The sequence below is a fragment of the Roseovarius tolerans genome (assembly GCF_900109855.1).
Taxonomy (GTDB): Bacteria; Pseudomonadota; Alphaproteobacteria; order Rhodobacterales; family Rhodobacteraceae; genus Roseovarius; species Roseovarius tolerans.
The window spans coordinates 134,006-150,784 of the sequence record NZ_FOBO01000007.1; the positions used below are offsets into that span (position 1 = coordinate 134,006).

The window sequence follows — 16,779 nt, forward strand, 5'->3', positions numbered from 1 at the left end:
AGATGAAGATGCAGCAGGAATCCGCCGAAACGATCGCCTTGCAGGCCCTGGGCTGGCTGGCTGGAAATGAAGAGCTCTTGCCGGTGTTTCTGGGGGCGACCGGGGCGTCGGAGGCCGATCTGCGGGCCCGCGCGACCGAGCCGGAATTCCTCGGGTCGGTTCTGGATTTCCTGATGATGGACGATGCCTGGGTTGTCGCGTTCTGCGACGGTCAGGGGCTGAGCTACGAGACGCCGATGATGGCGCGTGTGGCCCTGCCGGGCGGCGCGCAGATGAGCTGGACATGAGCCGCGCCGACGGGGTCCTCTTCGACAAGGACGGCACGCTTTTCGATTTTCACGCGACCTGGAGTGTCTGGGCGCATGAGGTGATCCACGATCTGGCCGAGGGTGAGGCTGAGGTCATGGCGCGGATCGCCGAGGTTGCGCATTACGATCTGGCAGCGCGCTGCTTCCGGCCCACGAGCCCGATCGTCGCGGGCACCAATCGCGAGGCCGCCGAATGTCTGGGCCGCGCGCTGCCGGGGCGTCTGGTCGAGGATATCGAAACCCATCTCATGCTGAGCGCGGCCGGTGCGCCGCTTGCCCCCGCCGTGCCGCTTGCGCCTTTCCTCGAGGGGCTGGCAGCGCGTGGATTGCGACTGGGCGTGATGACCAACGATACCGAATACGGCGCCAAGGCGCATCTGACCTCGGCCGGTGTTCTGGGGCATTTCGATTTCGTCGCGGGTTTCGACTCGGGGCACGGGGCCAAGCCTGCACCGGGACCGCTTCTGGCTTTTGCCCGGGCCATGGGGCTGGAGCCCGCGCGCGTGGTCATGGTGGGTGACAGCGCCCATGACCTGATCGCGGGGCGCGCGGCGGGGATGCAGACGGTGGGCGTGCTGACCGGCACGGCGGTCGAGGCCGATCTTGCGCCACTGGCCGATGTGGTCATGCCTGATATCGGACATCTGCCGGATTGGCTTCTGGCATGACGCGACACCCGTTGTTCGGCCTGTTCCTCGCCACGTTCGGCGCGCTGACGCTCACGCCTGATGCACTCTTCATGCGGTGGTCTGGCATGGGCGGGTATCAGATGGTCGGCTGGCGCGGCCTGTTGATGGGCGCTGTGATGGTGGCGCTTTGGGCGATCACCTCGCATCGGCGGGGCCGCGATGTGGCGCTTTTGGGCACCGGCTTTGGCCTTGCTATCGTGGTCTGTCAGTATTTCAATGCGACGCTTTTCAGCCTCGGGATCGCGCATGCACCGGTCGCGGTGATGCTGCTGGCGGTGGCGACGGTGCCGGTCTTTGCCGCCATCTTCGCCCGGATCATCATCGGAGAGCCGACCCGCCGCGCCACATGGGTGACGATCGGGGTTGTTCTTTTCGGCATCACGCTCGCGGTCTTTGGTGGCAAGGGTGCGGTGACGCTGACCTCCGACGCGCTTTTGGGGGCGCTTGCGGGGCTTGGCGTGGCAATGGTGCTCGCGCTCAACTTCGTGACCTTGCGGGCGCGCCCCGATCTGCCGATTCCGCTGTTGATCGGGCTTGGGGCGGCGCTTGCCGGGGTGACGGGCGTGGTGATCACCGGTCCGGCGCAAATGGCCGAGGGCACCGTCTGGGCGATCGTGGTCTGCGGTCTGGTGATCCTGCCGGTGTCGTTCTTCTCGCTGTCGCTCGCCTCGCGCTACACTCATGCCTCGAATGTCAGCCTTTTGTTGCTGTTGGAGACGGTGCTGGGGCCGCTCTGGGTCTGGATCGGAGTGGGCGAGGAGCCGACGCCGATGATGCTGGTGGGGGGTGTCATCGTGGTCGGCAGCCTTGCCATTTACCTCTGGCATACGGGGCGGCGGCGGATCGCGCTGCAAACGTGAAACCGGCCAAGGCAAAAACGACAAGATAAGTCGCAAAGCGGCATGTAGAGCGCATCTGCGCGGTGTTTCGTTGAAGGAGACGAGCACCGGGAGGGCGTGACATGGCCGAGGATCTCAAGCGCAGGAAACGGACGGGCGGACGTGCGGGCAGTGCCGCGCGGCGTGGCACTGCGGTGATCGAACAGATGCCGTGGAACCCGCCGGTGAATACCGACCGACCCACCGAACCGCTGCGCCCCGAGGGGGTGCAGGCGGTCCATGACGGCGCGATGCGCATTCTCGAAGAGATCGGGATCGAGTTCCTGAACCCCGAGGCGGTGGAGATCCTGCGCGCCTCAGGCGGCTGCGAGATCAATGGCGAGAACGTGCGCATGGGCCGCGATTTCGTGATGGAGATGATCGGCAAGGCCCCCGAGAGCTGGACCATCACGCCGCGCAACCCGGCCCGGCGACTGACCATCGGCGGCAATCATCTCAATTTCGGCAACGTCTCCTCACCGCCGAGCTACTGGGACATGAAGATCGGGCGCAAGGTGACCGGCACCCGCGAGATGTGCCAGAACCTGTTGAAACTGAGCCAGTATTTCAACTGCATCCATTTTGTCGGCGGCTATCCCGTCGAGCCGCAGGACATCCACGCGAGCGTGCGGCATCTCGACGTGCTCTATGACAAGCTGACGCTGACCGACAAGGTGGCGCATGCCTATTGTCTGGGCAAGGAGCGGGTCGAGGATGTGATGGAGATGGTGCGCATCGCGGGCGGGCTGAGCCATGAGGAGTTCGAGGCCTCGCCGCATATGTATACCAACATCAACTCCACCTCGCCGCTCAAGCATGATTACCCGATGCTCGACGGCTGGATGCGGCTGGCGCGGCGGGGGCAAGGGTTGGTGGTGACGCCCTTTACCTTGGCCGGGGCCATGGCGCCGGTGACGATGGCGGGGGCGGTGGCGCAGAGCCTCGCCGAGGCGCTTTGTGCGGTGGTGCTGGCGCAGGTGATCCGGCCCGGTGCGCCTTGTGCGATTGGCACGTTTACCTCGAATGTGGACATGAAATCGGGTGCGCCCGCGTTCGGGACGCCGGAATACATGCGCGCGACGCAGATGACGGGGCAGTTGGCGCGGTTCTACCGCCTGCCGATGCGGGCGAGCGGGGTGTGCGCCGCGAATGTGCCCGACGGGCAGGCGATGTGGGAGACCTCGAACAGCCTGTGGTCGGCGGTGCAGGCGGGGGCCAACATGGTCTATCATGCCGCCGGCTGGCTGGAAGGCGGGCTGATCGCGAGCCCTGAGAAATTCATCATGGATTGCGAAATTTTGCAGCATATTCAGCGGTATATGGACCCGATGCTGACGGCGACCGGGCCTGACGAGATCGCGGTGGACGCGATTCGCGAGGTCGGGGACAAGGGCCATTTCTTTGGCATCCAGCACACGCAGGACCGCTATACCACGGCGTTCTACGCGCCCTTCCTGAGCGACTGGCGCAACTACGAGGCGTGGGAGGCGGCGGGGGGCGTCTGGACACCCGCGCGGGCGCACCAGGTGTTTCAGGACATCATCGCAGGCTTCGAGGCCCCGCAGATGGACGAGACCGTCCGCGAGGAACTGGCGGGTTTCGTGGAACGCCGCAAGGCCGAGGGCGGGGCCCCGACGGATTTCTGAGACGGGGGTGAAGCCGGGGGCTGTATTGCGTCGGTATCGCGTCGGTATTCCGGCGGTGCGCGTGGGGCTGGTCTGGGATTGAGTATTTCGGGCAAGATGAAGAGGGTTGGGGAGGCTTGGGAATAAATTTCTGAGCGACAGTTTTGCGGGGTGCCGCTCACGGCGACGTCTGCTTCCGACATAAGAGCCGATATTCACTTTTGCGCGGCACAAGCTATAGCGATGTGGATGAAGGCCGGGACAAGGCTGTTCACGATGCAACGACACTGCTTGTGCACCCAACAGATATGCCAACCTATCCGACCGACTGTCCCCGTGCTTGGTTGATATCATGAACCATGGTCGGAGTATGCACAGGGTCCAGTGACAAATCATGGCTGTACAACAATTCGTCCATCAACACCGCAAGGAGCTCTGAACGCGACCCCACCGAGGCTTTGACATAAACGTTGTGCAAGTGGCTTTTGACAGTGCCTTCCTTGGACTTTCGATGAACGGAAATCTCCGCGATACTGACGCCCCGGATGGCCAGAACTGCAATCTCGCGTTCGCTCTTGGTCAGGCTCCAGGCATGAAATTTTGCCATGAGGATCTTGTCGAATCCTGTGCGAATTGCATGCCCAAGGTCGTGCTCGTGTTTTGAAATTTCCCGAAGTCGAAAGTAGGATTGACACGATAGGATCACGGCGAAGATCAGTGCTGCTTCGGCAAACAGTTCCATGACTAAATGGACCGTCGACGAAAAGGACGGGTGTTGCTCTTCACGCATTTCGTGGCCGATCTCTAGAATGATGTCTATTCCAAATACCAGCGCACAGAAGAAGTAGAGCGCGACGATCATAGCGCTTCGCTCTATTCCGGGCTCTTTTCTTGCTCTGAGCAGCAATGCAACTCCTCCAATGTGCCCAAAGTGTTTTGCAGAAGCGCCGGGTCCAGCGTCTAGACCTCGGTTCAGTTTTCTAAACCTCGGTTTAGGTGCGCTTCCATTCCTCAGGGCTCATATGCATTCACTCTTGCCTGTGCGCACACCTGCCCGCAATGATCCCGATCAAATACCGAAGAAAATCAAAGTCCTACTTTCGCACGGATCTCTGATCCGTGTTCTCTGGCTCAGCCTGTTTCGGTGGAATGGGCCGTAGCGATTCATTTTCTGGCACCGAATTGGAGATTACCTCATGAAAACAGTACTGAAAGCCACAACCACAGGACTTCTCCTCACATTTTTCATGGCGCCTTCGGTGATGGCACAAGATCAGGGCTCCATCGCGCGCGGCGGACGGCTTTATGATAAGTGGTATAAAGAGATCAAAGCGGAGGTCCCGACAGAATCCCATAAGCTTTACCCCGCAGCGAACGAAAAATACGCCGACAATCCAGGCGCCAACTGGCGCTGCAAGGAATGTCATGGATGGGATGGAATGGGTGTCGATGGTGCCTATGCCTCGGGTAAGCACGCGACCGGTATCAAGGGCATCAACGGTATGGCGGGCGGTGATCCGGCGGCGGTGACTGCGGTTTTGACAGGCGACGCGCATGGCTATGGCGACAAGCTGTCGGAAGTCGATCTCACGGATATGGCAAACTTTGTCACAGCCGGTCAGATCGACATGGACGTTTACATCGACCGCGCGACCAAAGCCCCCAAGGGCAACGCCGTGCAAGGGGAGCAGGTCTACAATACGGTCTGCGCCAACTGCCACGGGCTCGACGGCAAGCTGCCCAAAGAGATGCCGCCTCTTGGCTCGCTTATGGGTAACCCATGGGAAATCATGCACAAGGCCTTGAACGGTCAGCCGAACGAACGGATGCCCGCCTTGCGCGCAATCGACCATCAGGTCGCGACCGATGTCCTGGCCTACCTGGCAACACTTCCGAAAGAATAACGGCACTCGACAGACACAGGATGAAACTCGCGGCCGGTTCTAGAAACCGCCCCGGCAGTCTGGCGTTAGAGAAGGTAGCTTGTGCCGATGTTCAGATGGATTGGGAAACTGTGGCGTTGGTATGCACGGCCCAGCATACAGATCGGGCAGGGTGTGCTGCTGAGCATCGGGCTTGTCGCCGGGATCATTTTCTGGGGTGGGCTCAACACCGGCATGGAAGCCACAAACAGCCTCGCGTTCTGCGTTTCCTGCCACGAGATGCGTGACACAGTCTATGTCGAATACAAAGAAAGTTCGCACTACCGAAACGCGTCCGGGGTGCGGGCCATCTGCTCGGATTGCCACGTTCCACACGAGTGGGGGCCCAAAGTGGTGCGCAAGATACAGGCCTCGGGCGAATTGTGGGGCAAGCTCACAGGCGTGATTGATACACCGGAGAAGTTCGAGGCCAAGCGGCTCGAACTGGCCACCCATGTCTGGGAGACGATGAAGGCCAATGATTCTCGCGAGTGTCGAAACTGTCACAGCTTTGAGGCGATGGATTTCGAACACCAGTCGTCTCGGGCGCGCGACAAGATGGAACCGGTGGCAACAGGGGAATATCTCGGGGACGGGTCAACCTGCATTGATTGTCACAAAGGCATCGCCCATAAATTGCCGCATGTTCCAAGAGACGACTGAAATGGCGTGAGGCGGATGTGTAAGGCGTTCGACCAGGCGCCCTGTGCCGTCGGCAGAACGGCTGAGACAGCAGCTTATGTCCGCCTCCGGTTGGCGCATAGTACCTCCATTTGGCATGGCTGGACCGTTCATCCTGTCCCACCTCTCCGAGTCACGTGCTGTGCAAACTCGCGTCTTGTGCAGAGCGGCCATCCGGACGAGAAGCAGCGACCATCAAATTTGGCTCGAAGCGGACTTCAGCCGAACGCCGCCTCACCCTGCGCAAATCTTCGCACTCACCCCATCGCCGTGCCATCCAGCCACCTCCGGCAGGCGCGGTCCACCCCCATGTGCAGCAGCAGGGTGAACACCGCCAGCACGATGAGGGCGGCGAACATGAGGTCGATCTTGGCGCGGCCGTTGGCGAGGAGCATGAGGTAGCCCAGCCCCTTGGAGGCCCCCACCCATTCGCCGATGATCGCGCCGATGGGGGCGTAGACCGCCGCCAGCCGCAGCCCCGAGGCGAAGCCGGGCAGGGCGGCGGGGACACGGATATGCCACATCAGGCGCGGGCCGTTGGCCCCCATAATCCGCCCAAGGTCGAGCCAGTGCTGCGGCGTGCGCATCAGCGCGTCGAAAAAGGCTGAGGTCACCGGGAAATAGATGATCAGCAGCGCCATGGCGACCTTGGACCAGAGGCCGTAGCCCAGCCAGAGGGTGAGGATGGGGGCGAGGGCAAAGACCGGGATGGCTTGGGAAAACACCATCATCGGGCGGATCAGGCGGCGGGCCATTGGCGAGGCGGCGAGGCCGATGGCCGAGAGCCCGCCGAGGATAGCGCCCAAGGCCAGCCCGATCAGCACCTCGGCGGCGGTGATGCCCGCGTGTTCGAGAATGAGCGCGCGGCTTGCCCACAGCGTCTCGGCCACGCGGGCAGGACCGGGCAGGATGAAGGGGGGGAGTGCTGCCAGCACCACCAGCGCCTGCCAGAGCGCAAGGGCAAGCGCGGTGGAGGTGGTGATGGTGACAAGGCGGCTCATGTTTCGGGATAACCCGCGAGGGCGGCGTCGAAGAAGGTGCGCTCCAGCCGGGTGGCGTGGGTGAAGGTCGCCTCGACCGCGCGCTGCTCCTCGGGTGACAGGCCGGGCCAGACCGCATCAAGCTGGCCGCGCAGGTAGGCGACCACGCCCTCGAAGCGGTCGCCGCTGTGGAGCGTGATCCATTCGCCGAACCAGAACGGCAGGTCATCCGCCTTGTCGGCATGCGGCGTGGCCCAGTCGAGATAGGACCATTCGGCGACCACCAGCACGGCGAGCATCTGTTCATAGCGGCCCGAGTGCGTCGCCTCGCGCATGACGGTCTGGAACTCTGATGTCACCGGGTGCGCCGGTGCGGGCGGCTCTGCCTGACCGCCCAAGGCCTCGATGGCGCGCAGGAAGTAGGTGTTTTCGGGGCCCGAGATCAGCCCGAGGAACTGCGCAGCCGGAATCGCGTCGGGGAGCGTGGGGGCATGGGCAATGGCCGAGGCCAGAAGCCGCACGAAGCCGTCGATGAAGAGATAATCCTGCCGCAGATAGGCCAGCATGCGGTCCTCGGGCAGGGTGCCCGCCGCCAATTGATCGGTGAAGGCGTGGCGGGTGGCGGCCTGCCAGTCCTCGGCGCAGAGTGATTTGAGGTGATCGGTGGGGCGCATGGGCTGTCCTTTCAGGCGGGGGCGCGCAGGCGCGCGAGCAGTCGGCCCTGCGCGGTGAGGGTTTCGGGATCGTCCACGGGCCGGGGCACGGTGCCGGGGGGCGGTGTCACGTCCTCCAGCCCCGTCTCGGTGAGAATGTCGATGGCGTGGCCCATGCGCGCGGCCTCGGCCGGGTCGTGGGTGACCATGAGCACGGTGCGGCCCTTGAGGTGTTCTGCCGCGAGGTCCTGCATCTGTGTGCGGGTGCGGGCGTCGAGTGCCGAGAACGGCTCGTCGAGCAGGATAATGGGGCGGTCCTCCATCAGGGTGCGGGCGAGGGCGACGCGCTGCTTCTGGCCGCCCGAGAGCGCGCCGGGGCGTTTGTGCGCGTGATCCTCGAGCCCGACACGGGCGAGCATACGCATGGCGCGGGTGCGATCGCGCGCCTCGCCCCGGAGCCGCGCGCCGAGGGTGACATTGCCGAGCACGTCGAGCCATGGCATCAGCAGATCGCCCTGCGCCATCAGCGCCATGCGCCCGGTGAGGGAGCGGTCGTCGGAGGCGGTGATCTGCCCGGTGAAATCGGTCACGTCATCGACGCCCGCGATCAGGCGTAGGAGTGTTGTCTTGCCGACGCCGGAGGGGCCGAGCAGGCAGGTGATGCGCCCGGCGGGCACCCTCAGGTGCAGCGGGCCAAAGACGTGCAACCCGCCGATATGGGCGGTGCCGTCGAGCATGAGCGCGGGCGCGTCGGGGCGCATGGGCGGCCTCTCTTCTCGGCCGGAACGCGGGCATGGGGGAGGGGCGCGGGTGCGCGGTCTCCGTTCCCTACGCCGGTGCGAGCCGGATCAGGTTCGGTGGGTTGGCACGTATGCCTCTCAGCCCCAAGGGGCACCCCAACGGATGCGTCAGATGTAACAACGGGGGCGGCTCTTGGCAAGCGGTGCGCCGGTGCCGGCGATCAGCCGTTCAGCGAATGTTAAGATTTTCTTGCCATGCTGCGCGGTTACGAGGGGAGAGATATCATGCACGGGCTGGTGAACCGCGCCTTGGAAAGATTTACCCGCGACAGCTATGGCGACGAGCTGTGGCAGGAGGTGATGTCGGGGCTCGATCTGGGCTATAGTGCGTTCGAGCCGCTGATGCGCTATGAGCCGGAGGTGACGGAGCGGGTGCTGACGGCGCTGGGTGCCCGGTTGGGGCGCGCGCGGGCTGATCTGCTGGAGGATGTGGGCACCTATCTGGTGTCGCATCCCAAGGTGGAGCCGATCCGACGGCTGTTGCGGTTCAGCGGGGTCGATTTCGCCGATTTCCTGCATTCGCTGGAGGATCTGCCGGAGCGCGCGCGGCTGGCCGTGGCGGACCTCGATCTGCCGCCGATTTGCCTGCATGCCGATGGTGCCGGGCTCTACCGGCTGGAGGTCGGCTTGCACGAGTGCAAGGGGTTGCGGTTTGGCCCGGTGGTGATGGGGGTGCTGCGCGCGATGGCCGACGATTACGGCGCGCTGGTCGTCCTGGAGCATCGCGGTGCGACCGAGGCGGCGGAACTGATCGAGGTGCGGCTGCTGGACGAGGGCTTTGCCAGTGGTCGGGCGTTCGATCTGGCAGCGCGGCAGCAGGCGGGATGAGCCGGGTGTCACATGAGGCATTCTTGGCGGTACTGGACCGGATCTGCCCGATGCACGCGGTGCTGGCCCCGACCGGCCATATCGTGCAGGCCGGGCCGACCCTGGCCAAGGTGATCATGCCGCGTGCGGTGACGGGGACGCGGTTTCTCGACCTGTTCGAGCTTGTGCGCCCGGCGTATGTTCAGGACATGACGGGGTTGCTGGCGCTTGACGCGGCGCGGCTGCGGCTGCGGCTGCGCGCGGGGCCGCGCCATGCGTTCAAGGGGGTTCTGGCCCCGCTCGACATGGCCGGGGCGCGCGGCGCGCTGGTCAACCTGTCCTTCGGCATTTCGGTGATCGAGGCGGTGCGGGATTTTGGCCTTACCGGGGCGGATTTCGCGGCGACCGATCTTGCGACCGAAATGCTCTACATGCTGGAGGCGAAATCGGCGGCGATGGAGGAGTCGCGCAAGCTAAACCTGCGGCTGGAAGGGGCGCGGATCGCAGCGCAGGAACAGGCCTATACCGACACGCTGACCGGGCTCAAGAACCGGCGTGCGCTGGATCACATACTATACCGTATGGTGCAGGGAGGTGAGGATTTCGCGCTGATGCATCTCGATCTCGATTACTTCAAGCGGGTGAACGACACCCATGGCCATGCGGCGGGGGATCATGTGTTGCAAGTGGTCGCACGGCGGATGCTGTCGCTGATCCGCCCGAGCGACGTGATCGCGCGGGTTGGGGGGGATGAGTTCATCCTGCTTTTCGTCGGATCGAACGCGCGCGATTGGCTGGCCGATGTGGCGCAACGTCTGATCCGGCGGTTGGAAGAGCCGGTTGAGCATGACGGCCGGATATGCCGGATCTCGGCCAGTATCGGGGCCACGTTGCGCTGTCTTTACGATCACGCCGATATCGCGCGGATGCTGGCCGATTCCGACCAGGCGCTCTACGCGGCGAAGGAGGCGGGGCGCGGGTGCTACATGATCCACCCGCACGGCCCGGAGACGCGGGCGACGTTGCGGGATGTCGGGTGATCCGAAACTGCGCCTAGGGGCTTGCGATGGTGCCGAGATAGGCCCAGACATCGCGCGCCTTTTCGGAGTCGCGCAGCTTGTAGGCCATTTTTCCTCGCGCGTCGGAATCGTTCAGATAGTCGCGCAGAAAGGCGGTGGCGTCTTTCACGTAGATGACGAAATCGGCCTCGTTCCAGCGCAGGCCGGATTGACCCGCCGCGACCATCGAGGTGGAGTAATGGAAATCCGGGACGCTGCCTGCATGCCGCCCGATCACGCCGAAGAGATTGGGGCCGGTGCGCCCGCCGCGCGCCACCGTTGCGCCGGTCTCGTCGATTACAGAATAACAGGCGAGACAGTCTCGAAAGAGCCGTTCGCCGCGCGCGGCATCTCCCGCCAGCCCTGGCGTGCCGGGCAGGCAGAGTGCTGTTAGAGTCGCCAATAGGTTGTGCCGCATTGCGGCCCTCCCGATAGCAGCCCCTTACCAAGCTGACAGTCGGAGCGTGAAAAGCAATGGCTAGACCGCAGTATTCACGCGCTTGTCACCGGGGTTCAGCCGGATGTGAGCGGCGCGGGCCCCTGATGCGCGGCGGCGAGCGCCTCAACCTTTGCAAGAATATCTGGTCTTGGGTCGCAGCTGCGCCGCGTGTCGAGGCCGACATGGATCATCAGTTGATCGCAGGTGGCGAGCAGCGTGCCATCCGTCTTGCGCCGCATCTCGTGCCAGCAGCGCAGTTTCTTGCCGGTGCCCTGGGTGATCCGGGTCTGCACCTCGACGCGCTCGCCGGCGCGGGTTTCGGCCAGAAAGCGCAGACCGGTCTCGACCGTGAAATAGCTGTGCCCGGCGGCAATGTAATCGGGGCCTGCGCCGATGAGGTCGAGCACGGCATCGGCGGCATCCGAGAAGATCTGCCCGTAGCGTCCTTCGTTCATGTGGCCGTTGCGGTCGGTCCAGTCCACCGGGATCACGCGATCCTGGGTGACAAGCGGGCCGTCCGGTGCGGGGACGGGGCGCGGCAGCTGCGCATTGTGGGTATTGATCAGTCGTCCGGCGGCGTTGCCCTGCTGGCGCAGGGCGCGCATCATCGCGATCAGATTGTTGTCGCGCTTGCGTTCCAACTGACGGATCGAGAGGTGGCCGGATTGTGCGTCGGATTGATCGGCGATGCGCTGGGCGAGGTCATCGGTCATTTCGGGCACGTCCATCAGCTTGGTCCAGGGCCAGGCGAGGGCGGGGCCGAACTGATCGATGAAATGCTTCATCCCCGCCTCGCCACCGGCGATGCGATAGGTCTCGAAGAGGCCCATCTGCGCCCATCTGAGGCCGAAACCCATGCGGATCGCGTCGTCGATTTCGGCGGTGGTGGCGATGCCGTCATGCACCAGCCAGAGCGCCTCGCGCCAGACGGCTTCGAGGAGGCGGTCGGCGATATGGGCGTCGATTTCATGCGTGAGATGGAGCGGGTAGAGGCCGAGTGCGGTCAGCGTGTCCTGCGCGCGGGCGACGAGGCCTAAGTCATTCGCGGGACTGGTGACCAGTTCCACGAGGGGCAGCAGGTAGACCGGGTTGAACGGGTGGGTGACGACGATCTGTTCGGGGCGTGTGGCGCAGCCCTGCAATTCCGACGGTTTGAAGCCGGAGGTCGACGAGCCGATCACCGCGTCCGGGGCGCAATGTTCCTGAATGGTCTGGAAGACCTTGCGCTTGAGCGCGAGGCGTTCGGGCACGCTTTCCTGGATCCACTCGGCCGCTGCCACGGTCTCGGACATGGTGGGATGAAAGGAGAGCCGCCCCTCGTCGGGCAGGGCCACATCGTAGAGCATCGGCAGGGCGTGGCGGGCATTGTCCAGCACTTCGCCGATCTTGCGCGTGGCCTGCGGGTCAGGATCGAACACGCGCACATCCCAGCCGTTGAGCAGGAAGCGCGCGGCCCATCCGCCGCCGATCACACCACCGCCGATGATCGCGGCGACGCGGGTCATTGCGGGGCCTGCTTGGTGAGCTTGAGGCGTGCGCGCACCTCATCCGGGCCGATCACCCGCGCGCCGAGGTTTTCGATGATCCGGGCGGCGCGTTCGACAAGCTGCGCATTGGTGGCGGGCACGCCGCGGTCGAGCATCAGGTTATCCTCAAGGCCCACGCGCACATGGCCGCCCGCGAGGACCGTGGCGGCGACATAGGGCATCTGGTGCCGCCCGAGGCCGAAGGCGGAAAAGGTCCATGTGTCAGGCACGTTGTTGACCATCGCCATGAAGGTGCCCAGGTCGTCGGGCGCGCCCCAGGGCACCCCCATGCACAGCTGCACCAGCGCATCGGGGGCCAGCACGCCATCGGCGACGAGTTGCTTGGCATACCACAGGTGGCCGGTGTCAAACGCCTCGATCTCGGGCTTGACGCCGAGATCGGTCATCATCCGGCCCATGGCCTGCAACATGCCGGGCGTGTTGGTCATCACGTAATCGGATTCGGCGAAGTTCATCGTGCCGCAATCGAGGGTGCAGATCTCGGGCAGGCAGTCGGCGATATGGGCGACGCGCTCGGTGGCGCCGGCCATGTCGGTGCCGGCCTCATGGGGTGGCAGTGGGCGTTCGACGCCTCCGAAGGTGATGTCGCCGCCCATCCCGGCGGTGAGGTTCAGGACCACGTCGGTGGCGCTGTCGCGGATGCGATCGGTCAGTTCACGAAAGAGCGCGGGGTCGCGCGACGGCGCGCCGGTATCGGGGTCGCGCACATGGCAATGCACGATGGCCGCCCCCGCCTGTGCCGCCGCGATGGCGCTGTCGGCGATCTGCTGCGGCGAGCGGGGGACATGCGGGCTGCGGTCCTGGGTGGCACCCGAGCCGGTGACGGCGCAGGTGATGAAAACCTCGCGGTTCATGGTGAGTGGCATTGGTGTCCCCTGCTTGATCGGCCTTTTGTCGGGCCGATCAATGCATGTTTCACCGGGGCGGGCAAGGCGATCAGAGGGCGGGCAGCCGATACATGCCCGCACTGGAAAAGGCGATCGAGGTGCCGTCAGCGATCTCTTCTGCGAAGCGTTCGGCGATCACCCGCAAGGCTGCCTGCCGCCCGCGTGCGACGAGGGCGCGGCGCGAGGGCAAGGCCGGGGTCAGGCCCGGGCTGAGCAGGGTTTGCGACCAGATCAGCGGGTGCAGTTCCTGAAGGTGGTTTTCCAGCAGCCAGTCGAGACAGCCATGGATGCGGGCGCGGGTCGCCTCTTGTGCGGCGGGGAGGCGGGATGTGCCGATTTTCGGCGCCATGATCAGCCCGCAGAACGCTGCCAGCTGATTGATCACGTGCTGATTGTGCCGCCGGGCCACGATGTCGCGCAGACCGTCGATGAAAAAGTCGGCCTCGAGCCGGGCGAGCGCGCCGGGGTCACGGGCGAGCGCGTCGAGATAGACCCAAGTATAGCCGCCGGTCCCCCAGACATCCTGCGTGCGCGACGCGGTGCGCCGGGCCTCCAGATCGAGGCTTTCGTAATCGCCGTAGCGGGTCGGCAAGAGCGCCTCGCCAAGGGCGCGCATGTGGCGCGGCGTGTCGGGGTCCAGATCGATCAGCGTGGCGTAATCATCGGCCACTCGCAGGCGCGGCGTGGGGCGTGCGGCCAGAAGGGCGCATTGCGCGGCCGCGAGCGACGGCGCGTCGAGGTCGGGCCCGTCGAAGGGTGCGAGCAGATCCTCGGCCCGTTTGAAATGCTCCAGAAAGCGTGCTTCATGGCTGGTTGCGGTCAGGTCGGTCGCCGTTGCGCGCCAGGCGAGGCCGATATCCACATGAGCGAGGGCGAGCACGAGCGCCATCGGGTAACTGTCCGGCAGGTCGGCGCGAATCTCTTCCAGCGCGTCGATGCCGTCGCCGTCGGGCTCTGCGCCATCATGCAGCGCATCTTCGGCGGCGCTGACCACGTCGGCGCGTGCGCCGTAGGCCAGAAGCCCGGTTGCCGCCTCGCCGCCGGGCGTGCGCAATCGGGCGGAATCGGCGTATTCGATAATCTCTGCCAGGTCTTCCCACTGTTCCTGACGGGCGAATTTCTGACCTTTGTCCTGATGCGTGGCGCGGGCCATTTCCTCGTCGGTGACGGGGAGCGCGGGCAACAGGATACGCTTGGTCAGACTGTCGATGTCCAGCTCCGGCTTGCACCCGAACAGGCCGGTCAGACCGTCCAGCAGCCGGGCGAGGCCGGTGCGGGCAGGTCGGGCGCTGTCGGAAAGGGATTCCGGTGGGGCGAGCGGGTCGAATGTCATGGTGTCTCCGGCAGCTTTGATCCGGATCAGACTGACGCGGCATTTCGACGAAAAGAGGGCAAGCCTTGGGTGATGGCGGGGAATTGCGCAACGGGACGGACAAGATTGCCAAACCCCGCATCCTGCGGCAAACTCTGCCGATGAAACGCGTTCTGGCCCTTTTTTGTCTGGTGTTCTGGCCTTCCCTTGCCCTGTCGGAGGTGGCGCAGGCCGTGATTTTGCCGCCGCCGCAGGCCGCACGTGACGGCAATATTCCGCGCACCCGGTGGGAGCATCAGCCGCAAGGGGCGCTTTGGACGCGCAGTGCGCTGTCGGCGCTCAAGGCGCATGGGGCGGTGCTGGTCGAGCGGGTGCCGCGCGATATCGCGGAGTGGTGCCCGGCCTATCCGCAGGCGGCAGAGCGGGGGCGGCGCGCCTTTTGGGTCGGCTTCCTGTCGGCGCTTGCCAAGCATGAAAGCACATATAATGCGCGGGCTGTCGGCGGTGGCGGGCGGTGGCATGGGCTGTTGCAGATCCTTCCTGCCACGGCGCGCGGCTATGGATGTCGTGCGGGCGACGGTGCGGGGCTGCGGCATGGCCCCGACAACCTGTCCTGCGCGATCAGGATCATGGCGTTTACCGTACCGCGCGACGGGGTCGTCTCGGAGGGCATGCGCGGGGTCGCCGCCGATTGGGGGCCGCTGCACAGCCGCGCCAAGCGTGAGGACATGAAACGGTGGCTGCGTGGGCAAAGCTATTGCAAGCCGCTGTCGGCGGTGCGCCCGCGGCCACGACCGGGCCAAGTCGCGCGGGTCGCCGAGTAGCGCAGCGCTGGTCAAGGCGCGCGATCCGTTGCATGAGAGGGCATGGACCTCTGGATCATCCTCTCGGTTGCGGCGGCGGCGTTTCAGACGCTGCGGTTCATGCTGCAAAAGCATCTCAGCATGGGGGCGCTGAGCGCCGGGGGCGCGACGCTGGCGCGGTTTTTCTATTCCGCGCCCTTCGTGGTGACGCTGGCGGTCGGGTATCTCTGGGTCTCGGGCGCGGTCTGGCCCGGCTACACGCCGCTGTTCTGGGTTTATGCCGTGGCGGGCGGGCTGTCGCAGATCCTTGCCACATGGTGCGTCGTTGCGCTGTTCTCGGAGCGCAATTTCGCCGTGGGTATCACCTTCAAGAAAACCGAGGTGGTGCAGACCGCGCTCGTGGGGCTTGTGGTGCTTGGCGACCGCATCACCGTCTGGGGGGTGGGGGCGATCATGCTGGGCCTTGTGGGCGTGTTGATCCTGTCGGACACGCCGGTTCTGGAGGGGCGGTGGTGGCGGCGTTTCGCCAATCGCGCGGCGTTTTTGGGGCTGGCGTCGGGGGCGTTCTTTGCGGTCTCGGCGGTGGGTTATCGCGGTGCGACGCTGGAGATCGCGAGCGCCGATCCGCTATTGCGCGCCGGGCTGTCACTGGCGGTGGTCACGATGATGCAGGCGGTGGCGCTGACGCTGTGGCTGATATGGCGCGAGCCGGGACAGGTGGGGCGGGTGATCGCGGCGCGGCGCACAGCCGTCTGGATGGGGCTGACCGGGATGGCCGGAAGCCTGTGCTGGTTCACCGCCTTCACGTTGGAAAACGCGGCGATGGTGTTCGCCGTGGGGCAGGTCGAGGTGATCTTTTCGCTCTTCGCCTCGGTGCTGTTCTTCGGCGAGCGGATCACCCGGCGCGAAGGCTGGGGGATCGCGTTGATCACGCTGTCGGTGATTGCGGTGGTGCTGTGGCGGTGACGCGTGGCGGGTGGCCGGTCACTCGATCTGGCGTCCGGCTTGCACGGTGAACGGCTCCAGCCGGTCGCCATTGACCCAAGCGTACTCGCCCGCTTCGGTGCGGACCATGGCGTAGGGTGTCCAGCCGGTGCTGCGCCACCAGCTTTCGTAGTCATCGGTTTCGGTGTTCAACCGCCATTGACCGTTTTCGACCCGGCCCTCGTCGGAGATATAGACGGTGGTGCCGTCGGTATTGAAATACTGGCGATAGCCGGTGTCCGACCATGTGCCAGTGATCGTGTTGCCTGCCAGAAGTGTCTTGATCTCCGGGGCGGTCAGCCGGACGATGTCGGCGGTGGCAGGCATGGTTGAGACCAGCACCGCCGACATCGCGGCGGCGATCAGGATACGGCGTCTCATAAGAGAACTCCCTTCGAAAGTGGTC

General features: G+C 64.8%; 19 protein-coding genes and 1 riboswitch. Of the genes, 10 read left to right on the forward strand and 9 right to left on the reverse strand.

The window, feature by feature from the left end; translation table 11 throughout:
- The first annotated feature begins 2 nt into the window (after window positions 1-2).
- The 4 genes from BMX04_RS09030 to BMX04_RS09045 all read left to right on the forward strand — a co-directional run bounded on the left by BMX04_RS09030 (window position 3) and on the right by BMX04_RS09045 (window position 3,521).
- Window positions 3-287, forward strand: coding sequence for a DUF3572 domain-containing protein (locus BMX04_RS09030; protein WP_050663257.1), 285 nt, complete (start codon window positions 3-5; stop codon window positions 285-287).
- Window positions 284-976 carry an HAD family hydrolase gene (locus BMX04_RS09035; RefSeq protein ID WP_074785926.1) on the forward strand — a complete coding sequence of 231 codons (693 nt, stop codon included), beginning with the start codon at window positions 284-286 and terminating at the stop codon, window positions 974-976. Before BMX04_RS09030 ends, BMX04_RS09035 begins: the two co-directional genes overlap by 4 nt.
- Window positions 973-1,857: a DMT family transporter gene (locus tag BMX04_RS09040; RefSeq protein WP_074785927.1), complete on the forward strand. Its 885-nt coding sequence runs from the start codon at window positions 973-975 to the stop codon at window positions 1,855-1,857. The genes BMX04_RS09035 and BMX04_RS09040 overlap by 4 nt, the downstream gene beginning before the upstream one ends.
- 101 nt (window positions 1,858-1,958) lie before the next feature.
- Window positions 1,959-3,521, forward strand: a complete 1,563-nt coding sequence (locus BMX04_RS09045) for a trimethylamine methyltransferase family protein (protein WP_074785928.1) — start codon at window positions 1,959-1,961, stop codon at window positions 3,519-3,521.
- Window positions 3,522-3,816: 295 nt separating this feature from the next.
- Here the strand turns inward: BMX04_RS09045 and BMX04_RS09050 are convergent, their stop codons facing one another.
- Window positions 3,817-4,407 carry a helix-turn-helix transcriptional regulator gene (locus BMX04_RS09050; protein ID WP_139194525.1) on the reverse strand — a complete coding sequence of 197 codons (591 nt, stop codon included), beginning with the start codon at window positions 4,405-4,407 and terminating at the stop codon, window positions 3,817-3,819.
- 289 nt (window positions 4,408-4,696) lie between these two features.
- On the opposite strand from BMX04_RS09050, the gene BMX04_RS09055 reads away from it, so the two are divergent.
- Window positions 4,697-5,404, forward strand: coding sequence for a c-type cytochrome (locus BMX04_RS09055; protein WP_083398137.1), 708 nt, complete (start codon window positions 4,697-4,699; stop codon window positions 5,402-5,404).
- 87 nt (window positions 5,405-5,491) lie between these two features.
- Window positions 5,492-6,085, forward strand: a complete 594-nt coding sequence (locus BMX04_RS09060) for a NapC/NirT family cytochrome c (RefSeq protein WP_074785931.1) — start codon at window positions 5,492-5,494, stop codon at window positions 6,083-6,085.
- A gap of 275 nt (window positions 6,086-6,360) precedes the next feature.
- Here the strand turns inward: BMX04_RS09060 and BMX04_RS09065 are convergent, their stop codons facing one another.
- The 3 genes from BMX04_RS09065 to BMX04_RS09075 are packed head-to-tail and all read right to left on the reverse strand — an operon-like array spanning window position 6,361 to window position 8,497.
- Window positions 6,361-7,104, reverse strand: coding sequence for an ABC transporter permease (locus BMX04_RS09065; RefSeq protein WP_074785932.1), 744 nt, complete (start codon window positions 7,102-7,104; stop codon window positions 6,361-6,363).
- Window positions 7,101-7,757 (reverse strand): TenA family protein, encoded by a 657-nt coding sequence (locus tag BMX04_RS09070; protein WP_074785933.1) that lies wholly within the window; start codon window positions 7,755-7,757, stop codon window positions 7,101-7,103. Before BMX04_RS09070 ends, BMX04_RS09065 begins: the two co-directional genes overlap by 4 nt.
- A gap of 11 nt (window positions 7,758-7,768) precedes the next feature.
- The gene (locus BMX04_RS09075) at window positions 7,769-8,497 is read right to left on the reverse strand and encodes an ABC transporter ATP-binding protein (RefSeq protein ID WP_074785934.1); all 729 of its coding nucleotides are present in this window, start codon (window positions 8,495-8,497) and stop codon (window positions 7,769-7,771) included.
- Window positions 8,498-8,544: 47 nt separating this feature from the next.
- Window positions 8,545-8,645: riboswitch (TPP riboswitch) on the reverse strand.
- 116 nt (window positions 8,646-8,761) lie between these two features.
- Between BMX04_RS09075 and BMX04_RS09080 the strand changes: the two genes are divergently transcribed.
- Window positions 8,762-9,364, forward strand: coding sequence for a heme NO-binding domain-containing protein (locus tag BMX04_RS09080; protein WP_074785978.1), 603 nt, complete (start codon window positions 8,762-8,764; stop codon window positions 9,362-9,364).
- A gap of 23 nt (window positions 9,365-9,387) precedes the next feature.
- Complete coding sequence (locus BMX04_RS09085; protein WP_244888512.1) at window positions 9,388-10,383, forward strand: diguanylate cyclase domain-containing protein; 996 nt, start codon at window positions 9,388-9,390, stop codon at window positions 10,381-10,383.
- Window positions 10,384-10,396: 13 nt separating this feature from the next.
- Here BMX04_RS09085 and BMX04_RS09090 read toward each other — a convergent pair whose 3' ends face one another.
- The 4 genes from BMX04_RS09090 to BMX04_RS09105 form a co-directional block, all read right to left on the reverse strand.
- A complete protein-coding gene (locus tag BMX04_RS09090; protein ID WP_074785936.1) occupies window positions 10,397-10,819 on the reverse strand; it encodes a c-type cytochrome in 423 nt (140 codons plus the stop codon).
- Window positions 10,820-10,914: 95 nt separating this feature from the next.
- Window positions 10,915-12,345, reverse strand: a complete 1,431-nt coding sequence (locus tag BMX04_RS09095; RefSeq protein ID WP_074785937.1) for a carnitine 3-dehydrogenase — start codon at window positions 12,343-12,345, stop codon at window positions 10,915-10,917.
- Complete coding sequence (gene bcoG, locus BMX04_RS09100) at window positions 12,342-13,253, reverse strand: 3-dehydrocarnitine:acetyl-CoA trimethylamine transferase BcoG (protein ID WP_074785938.1); 912 nt, start codon at window positions 13,251-13,253, stop codon at window positions 12,342-12,344. The genes BMX04_RS09095 and bcoG overlap by 4 nt, the downstream gene beginning before the upstream one ends.
- Window positions 13,254-13,323: 70 nt before the next feature.
- The gene (locus tag BMX04_RS09105; RefSeq protein WP_074785939.1) at window positions 13,324-14,607 is read right to left on the reverse strand and encodes a hypothetical protein; all 1,284 of its coding nucleotides are present in this window, start codon (window positions 14,605-14,607) and stop codon (window positions 13,324-13,326) included.
- Between the two features lie 140 nt (window positions 14,608-14,747).
- Between BMX04_RS09105 and BMX04_RS09110 the strand changes: the two genes are divergently transcribed.
- Together BMX04_RS09110 and BMX04_RS09115 are read left to right on the forward strand one after the other, a co-directional pair.
- Window positions 14,748-15,410 (forward strand): transglycosylase SLT domain-containing protein, encoded by a 663-nt coding sequence (locus BMX04_RS09110; protein WP_074785979.1) that lies wholly within the window; start codon window positions 14,748-14,750, stop codon window positions 15,408-15,410.
- A gap of 42 nt (window positions 15,411-15,452) precedes the next feature.
- Window positions 15,453-16,355, forward strand: a complete 903-nt coding sequence (locus BMX04_RS09115) for a DMT family transporter (RefSeq protein ID WP_074785940.1) — start codon at window positions 15,453-15,455, stop codon at window positions 16,353-16,355.
- 18 nt (window positions 16,356-16,373) lie between these two features.
- Here BMX04_RS09115 and BMX04_RS09120 read toward each other — a convergent pair whose 3' ends face one another.
- Window positions 16,374-16,754: a hypothetical protein gene (locus BMX04_RS09120; protein WP_074785941.1), complete on the reverse strand. Its 381-nt coding sequence runs from the start codon at window positions 16,752-16,754 to the stop codon at window positions 16,374-16,376.
- Window positions 16,755-16,779 lie beyond the last annotated feature (25 nt).

What these genes read in the sequence shown, in the direction of transcription:
- BMX04_RS09065 (WP_074785932.1), bottom strand. Translation starts at nt 7,104, where the DNA reads ATGAGCCGCCTTGTCACCATCACCACCTCCACCGCGCTTGCCCTTGCG.
- BMX04_RS09095 (WP_074785937.1), bottom strand. Translation starts at nt 12,345, where the DNA reads ATGACCCGCGTCGCCGCGATCATCGGCGGTGGTGTGATCGGCGGCGGA.
- BMX04_RS09080 (WP_074785978.1), top strand. Translation starts at nt 8,762, where the DNA reads ATGCACGGGCTGGTGAACCGCGCCTTGGAAAGATTTACCCGCGACAGC.
- BMX04_RS09060 (WP_074785931.1), top strand. Translation starts at nt 5,492, where the DNA reads ATGTTCAGATGGATTGGGAAACTGTGGCGTTGGTATGCACGGCCCAGC.
- BMX04_RS09075 (WP_074785934.1), bottom strand. Translation starts at nt 8,497, where the DNA reads ATGCGCCCCGACGCGCCCGCGCTCATGCTCGACGGCACCGCCCATATC.
- BMX04_RS09115 (WP_074785940.1), top strand. Translation starts at nt 15,453, where the DNA reads ATGGACCTCTGGATCATCCTCTCGGTTGCGGCGGCGGCGTTTCAGACG.
- BMX04_RS09055 (WP_083398137.1), top strand. Translation starts at nt 4,697, where the DNA reads ATGAAAACAGTACTGAAAGCCACAACCACAGGACTTCTCCTCACATTT.
- BMX04_RS09105 (WP_074785939.1), bottom strand. Translation starts at nt 14,607, where the DNA reads ATGACATTCGACCCGCTCGCCCCACCGGAATCCCTTTCCGACAGCGCC.
- BMX04_RS09030 (WP_050663257.1), top strand. Translation starts at nt 3, where the DNA reads ATGAAGATGCAGCAGGAATCCGCCGAAACGATCGCCTTGCAGGCCCTG.
- BMX04_RS09090 (WP_074785936.1), bottom strand. Translation starts at nt 10,819, where the DNA reads ATGCGGCACAACCTATTGGCGACTCTAACAGCACTCTGCCTGCCCGGC.
- BMX04_RS09040 (WP_074785927.1), top strand. Translation starts at nt 973, where the DNA reads ATGACGCGACACCCGTTGTTCGGCCTGTTCCTCGCCACGTTCGGCGCG.
- BMX04_RS09045 (WP_074785928.1), top strand. Translation starts at nt 1,959, where the DNA reads ATGGCCGAGGATCTCAAGCGCAGGAAACGGACGGGCGGACGTGCGGGC.
- BMX04_RS09070 (WP_074785933.1), bottom strand. Translation starts at nt 7,757, where the DNA reads ATGCGCCCCACCGATCACCTCAAATCACTCTGCGCCGAGGACTGGCAG.
- BMX04_RS09120 (WP_074785941.1), bottom strand. Translation starts at nt 16,754, where the DNA reads ATGAGACGCCGTATCCTGATCGCCGCCGCGATGTCGGCGGTGCTGGTC.
- BMX04_RS09110 (WP_074785979.1), top strand. Translation starts at nt 14,748, where the DNA reads ATGAAACGCGTTCTGGCCCTTTTTTGTCTGGTGTTCTGGCCTTCCCTT.
- bcoG (WP_074785938.1), bottom strand. Translation starts at nt 13,253, where the DNA reads ATGCCACTCACCATGAACCGCGAGGTTTTCATCACCTGCGCCGTCACC.
- BMX04_RS09035 (WP_074785926.1), top strand. Translation starts at nt 284, where the DNA reads ATGAGCCGCGCCGACGGGGTCCTCTTCGACAAGGACGGCACGCTTTTC.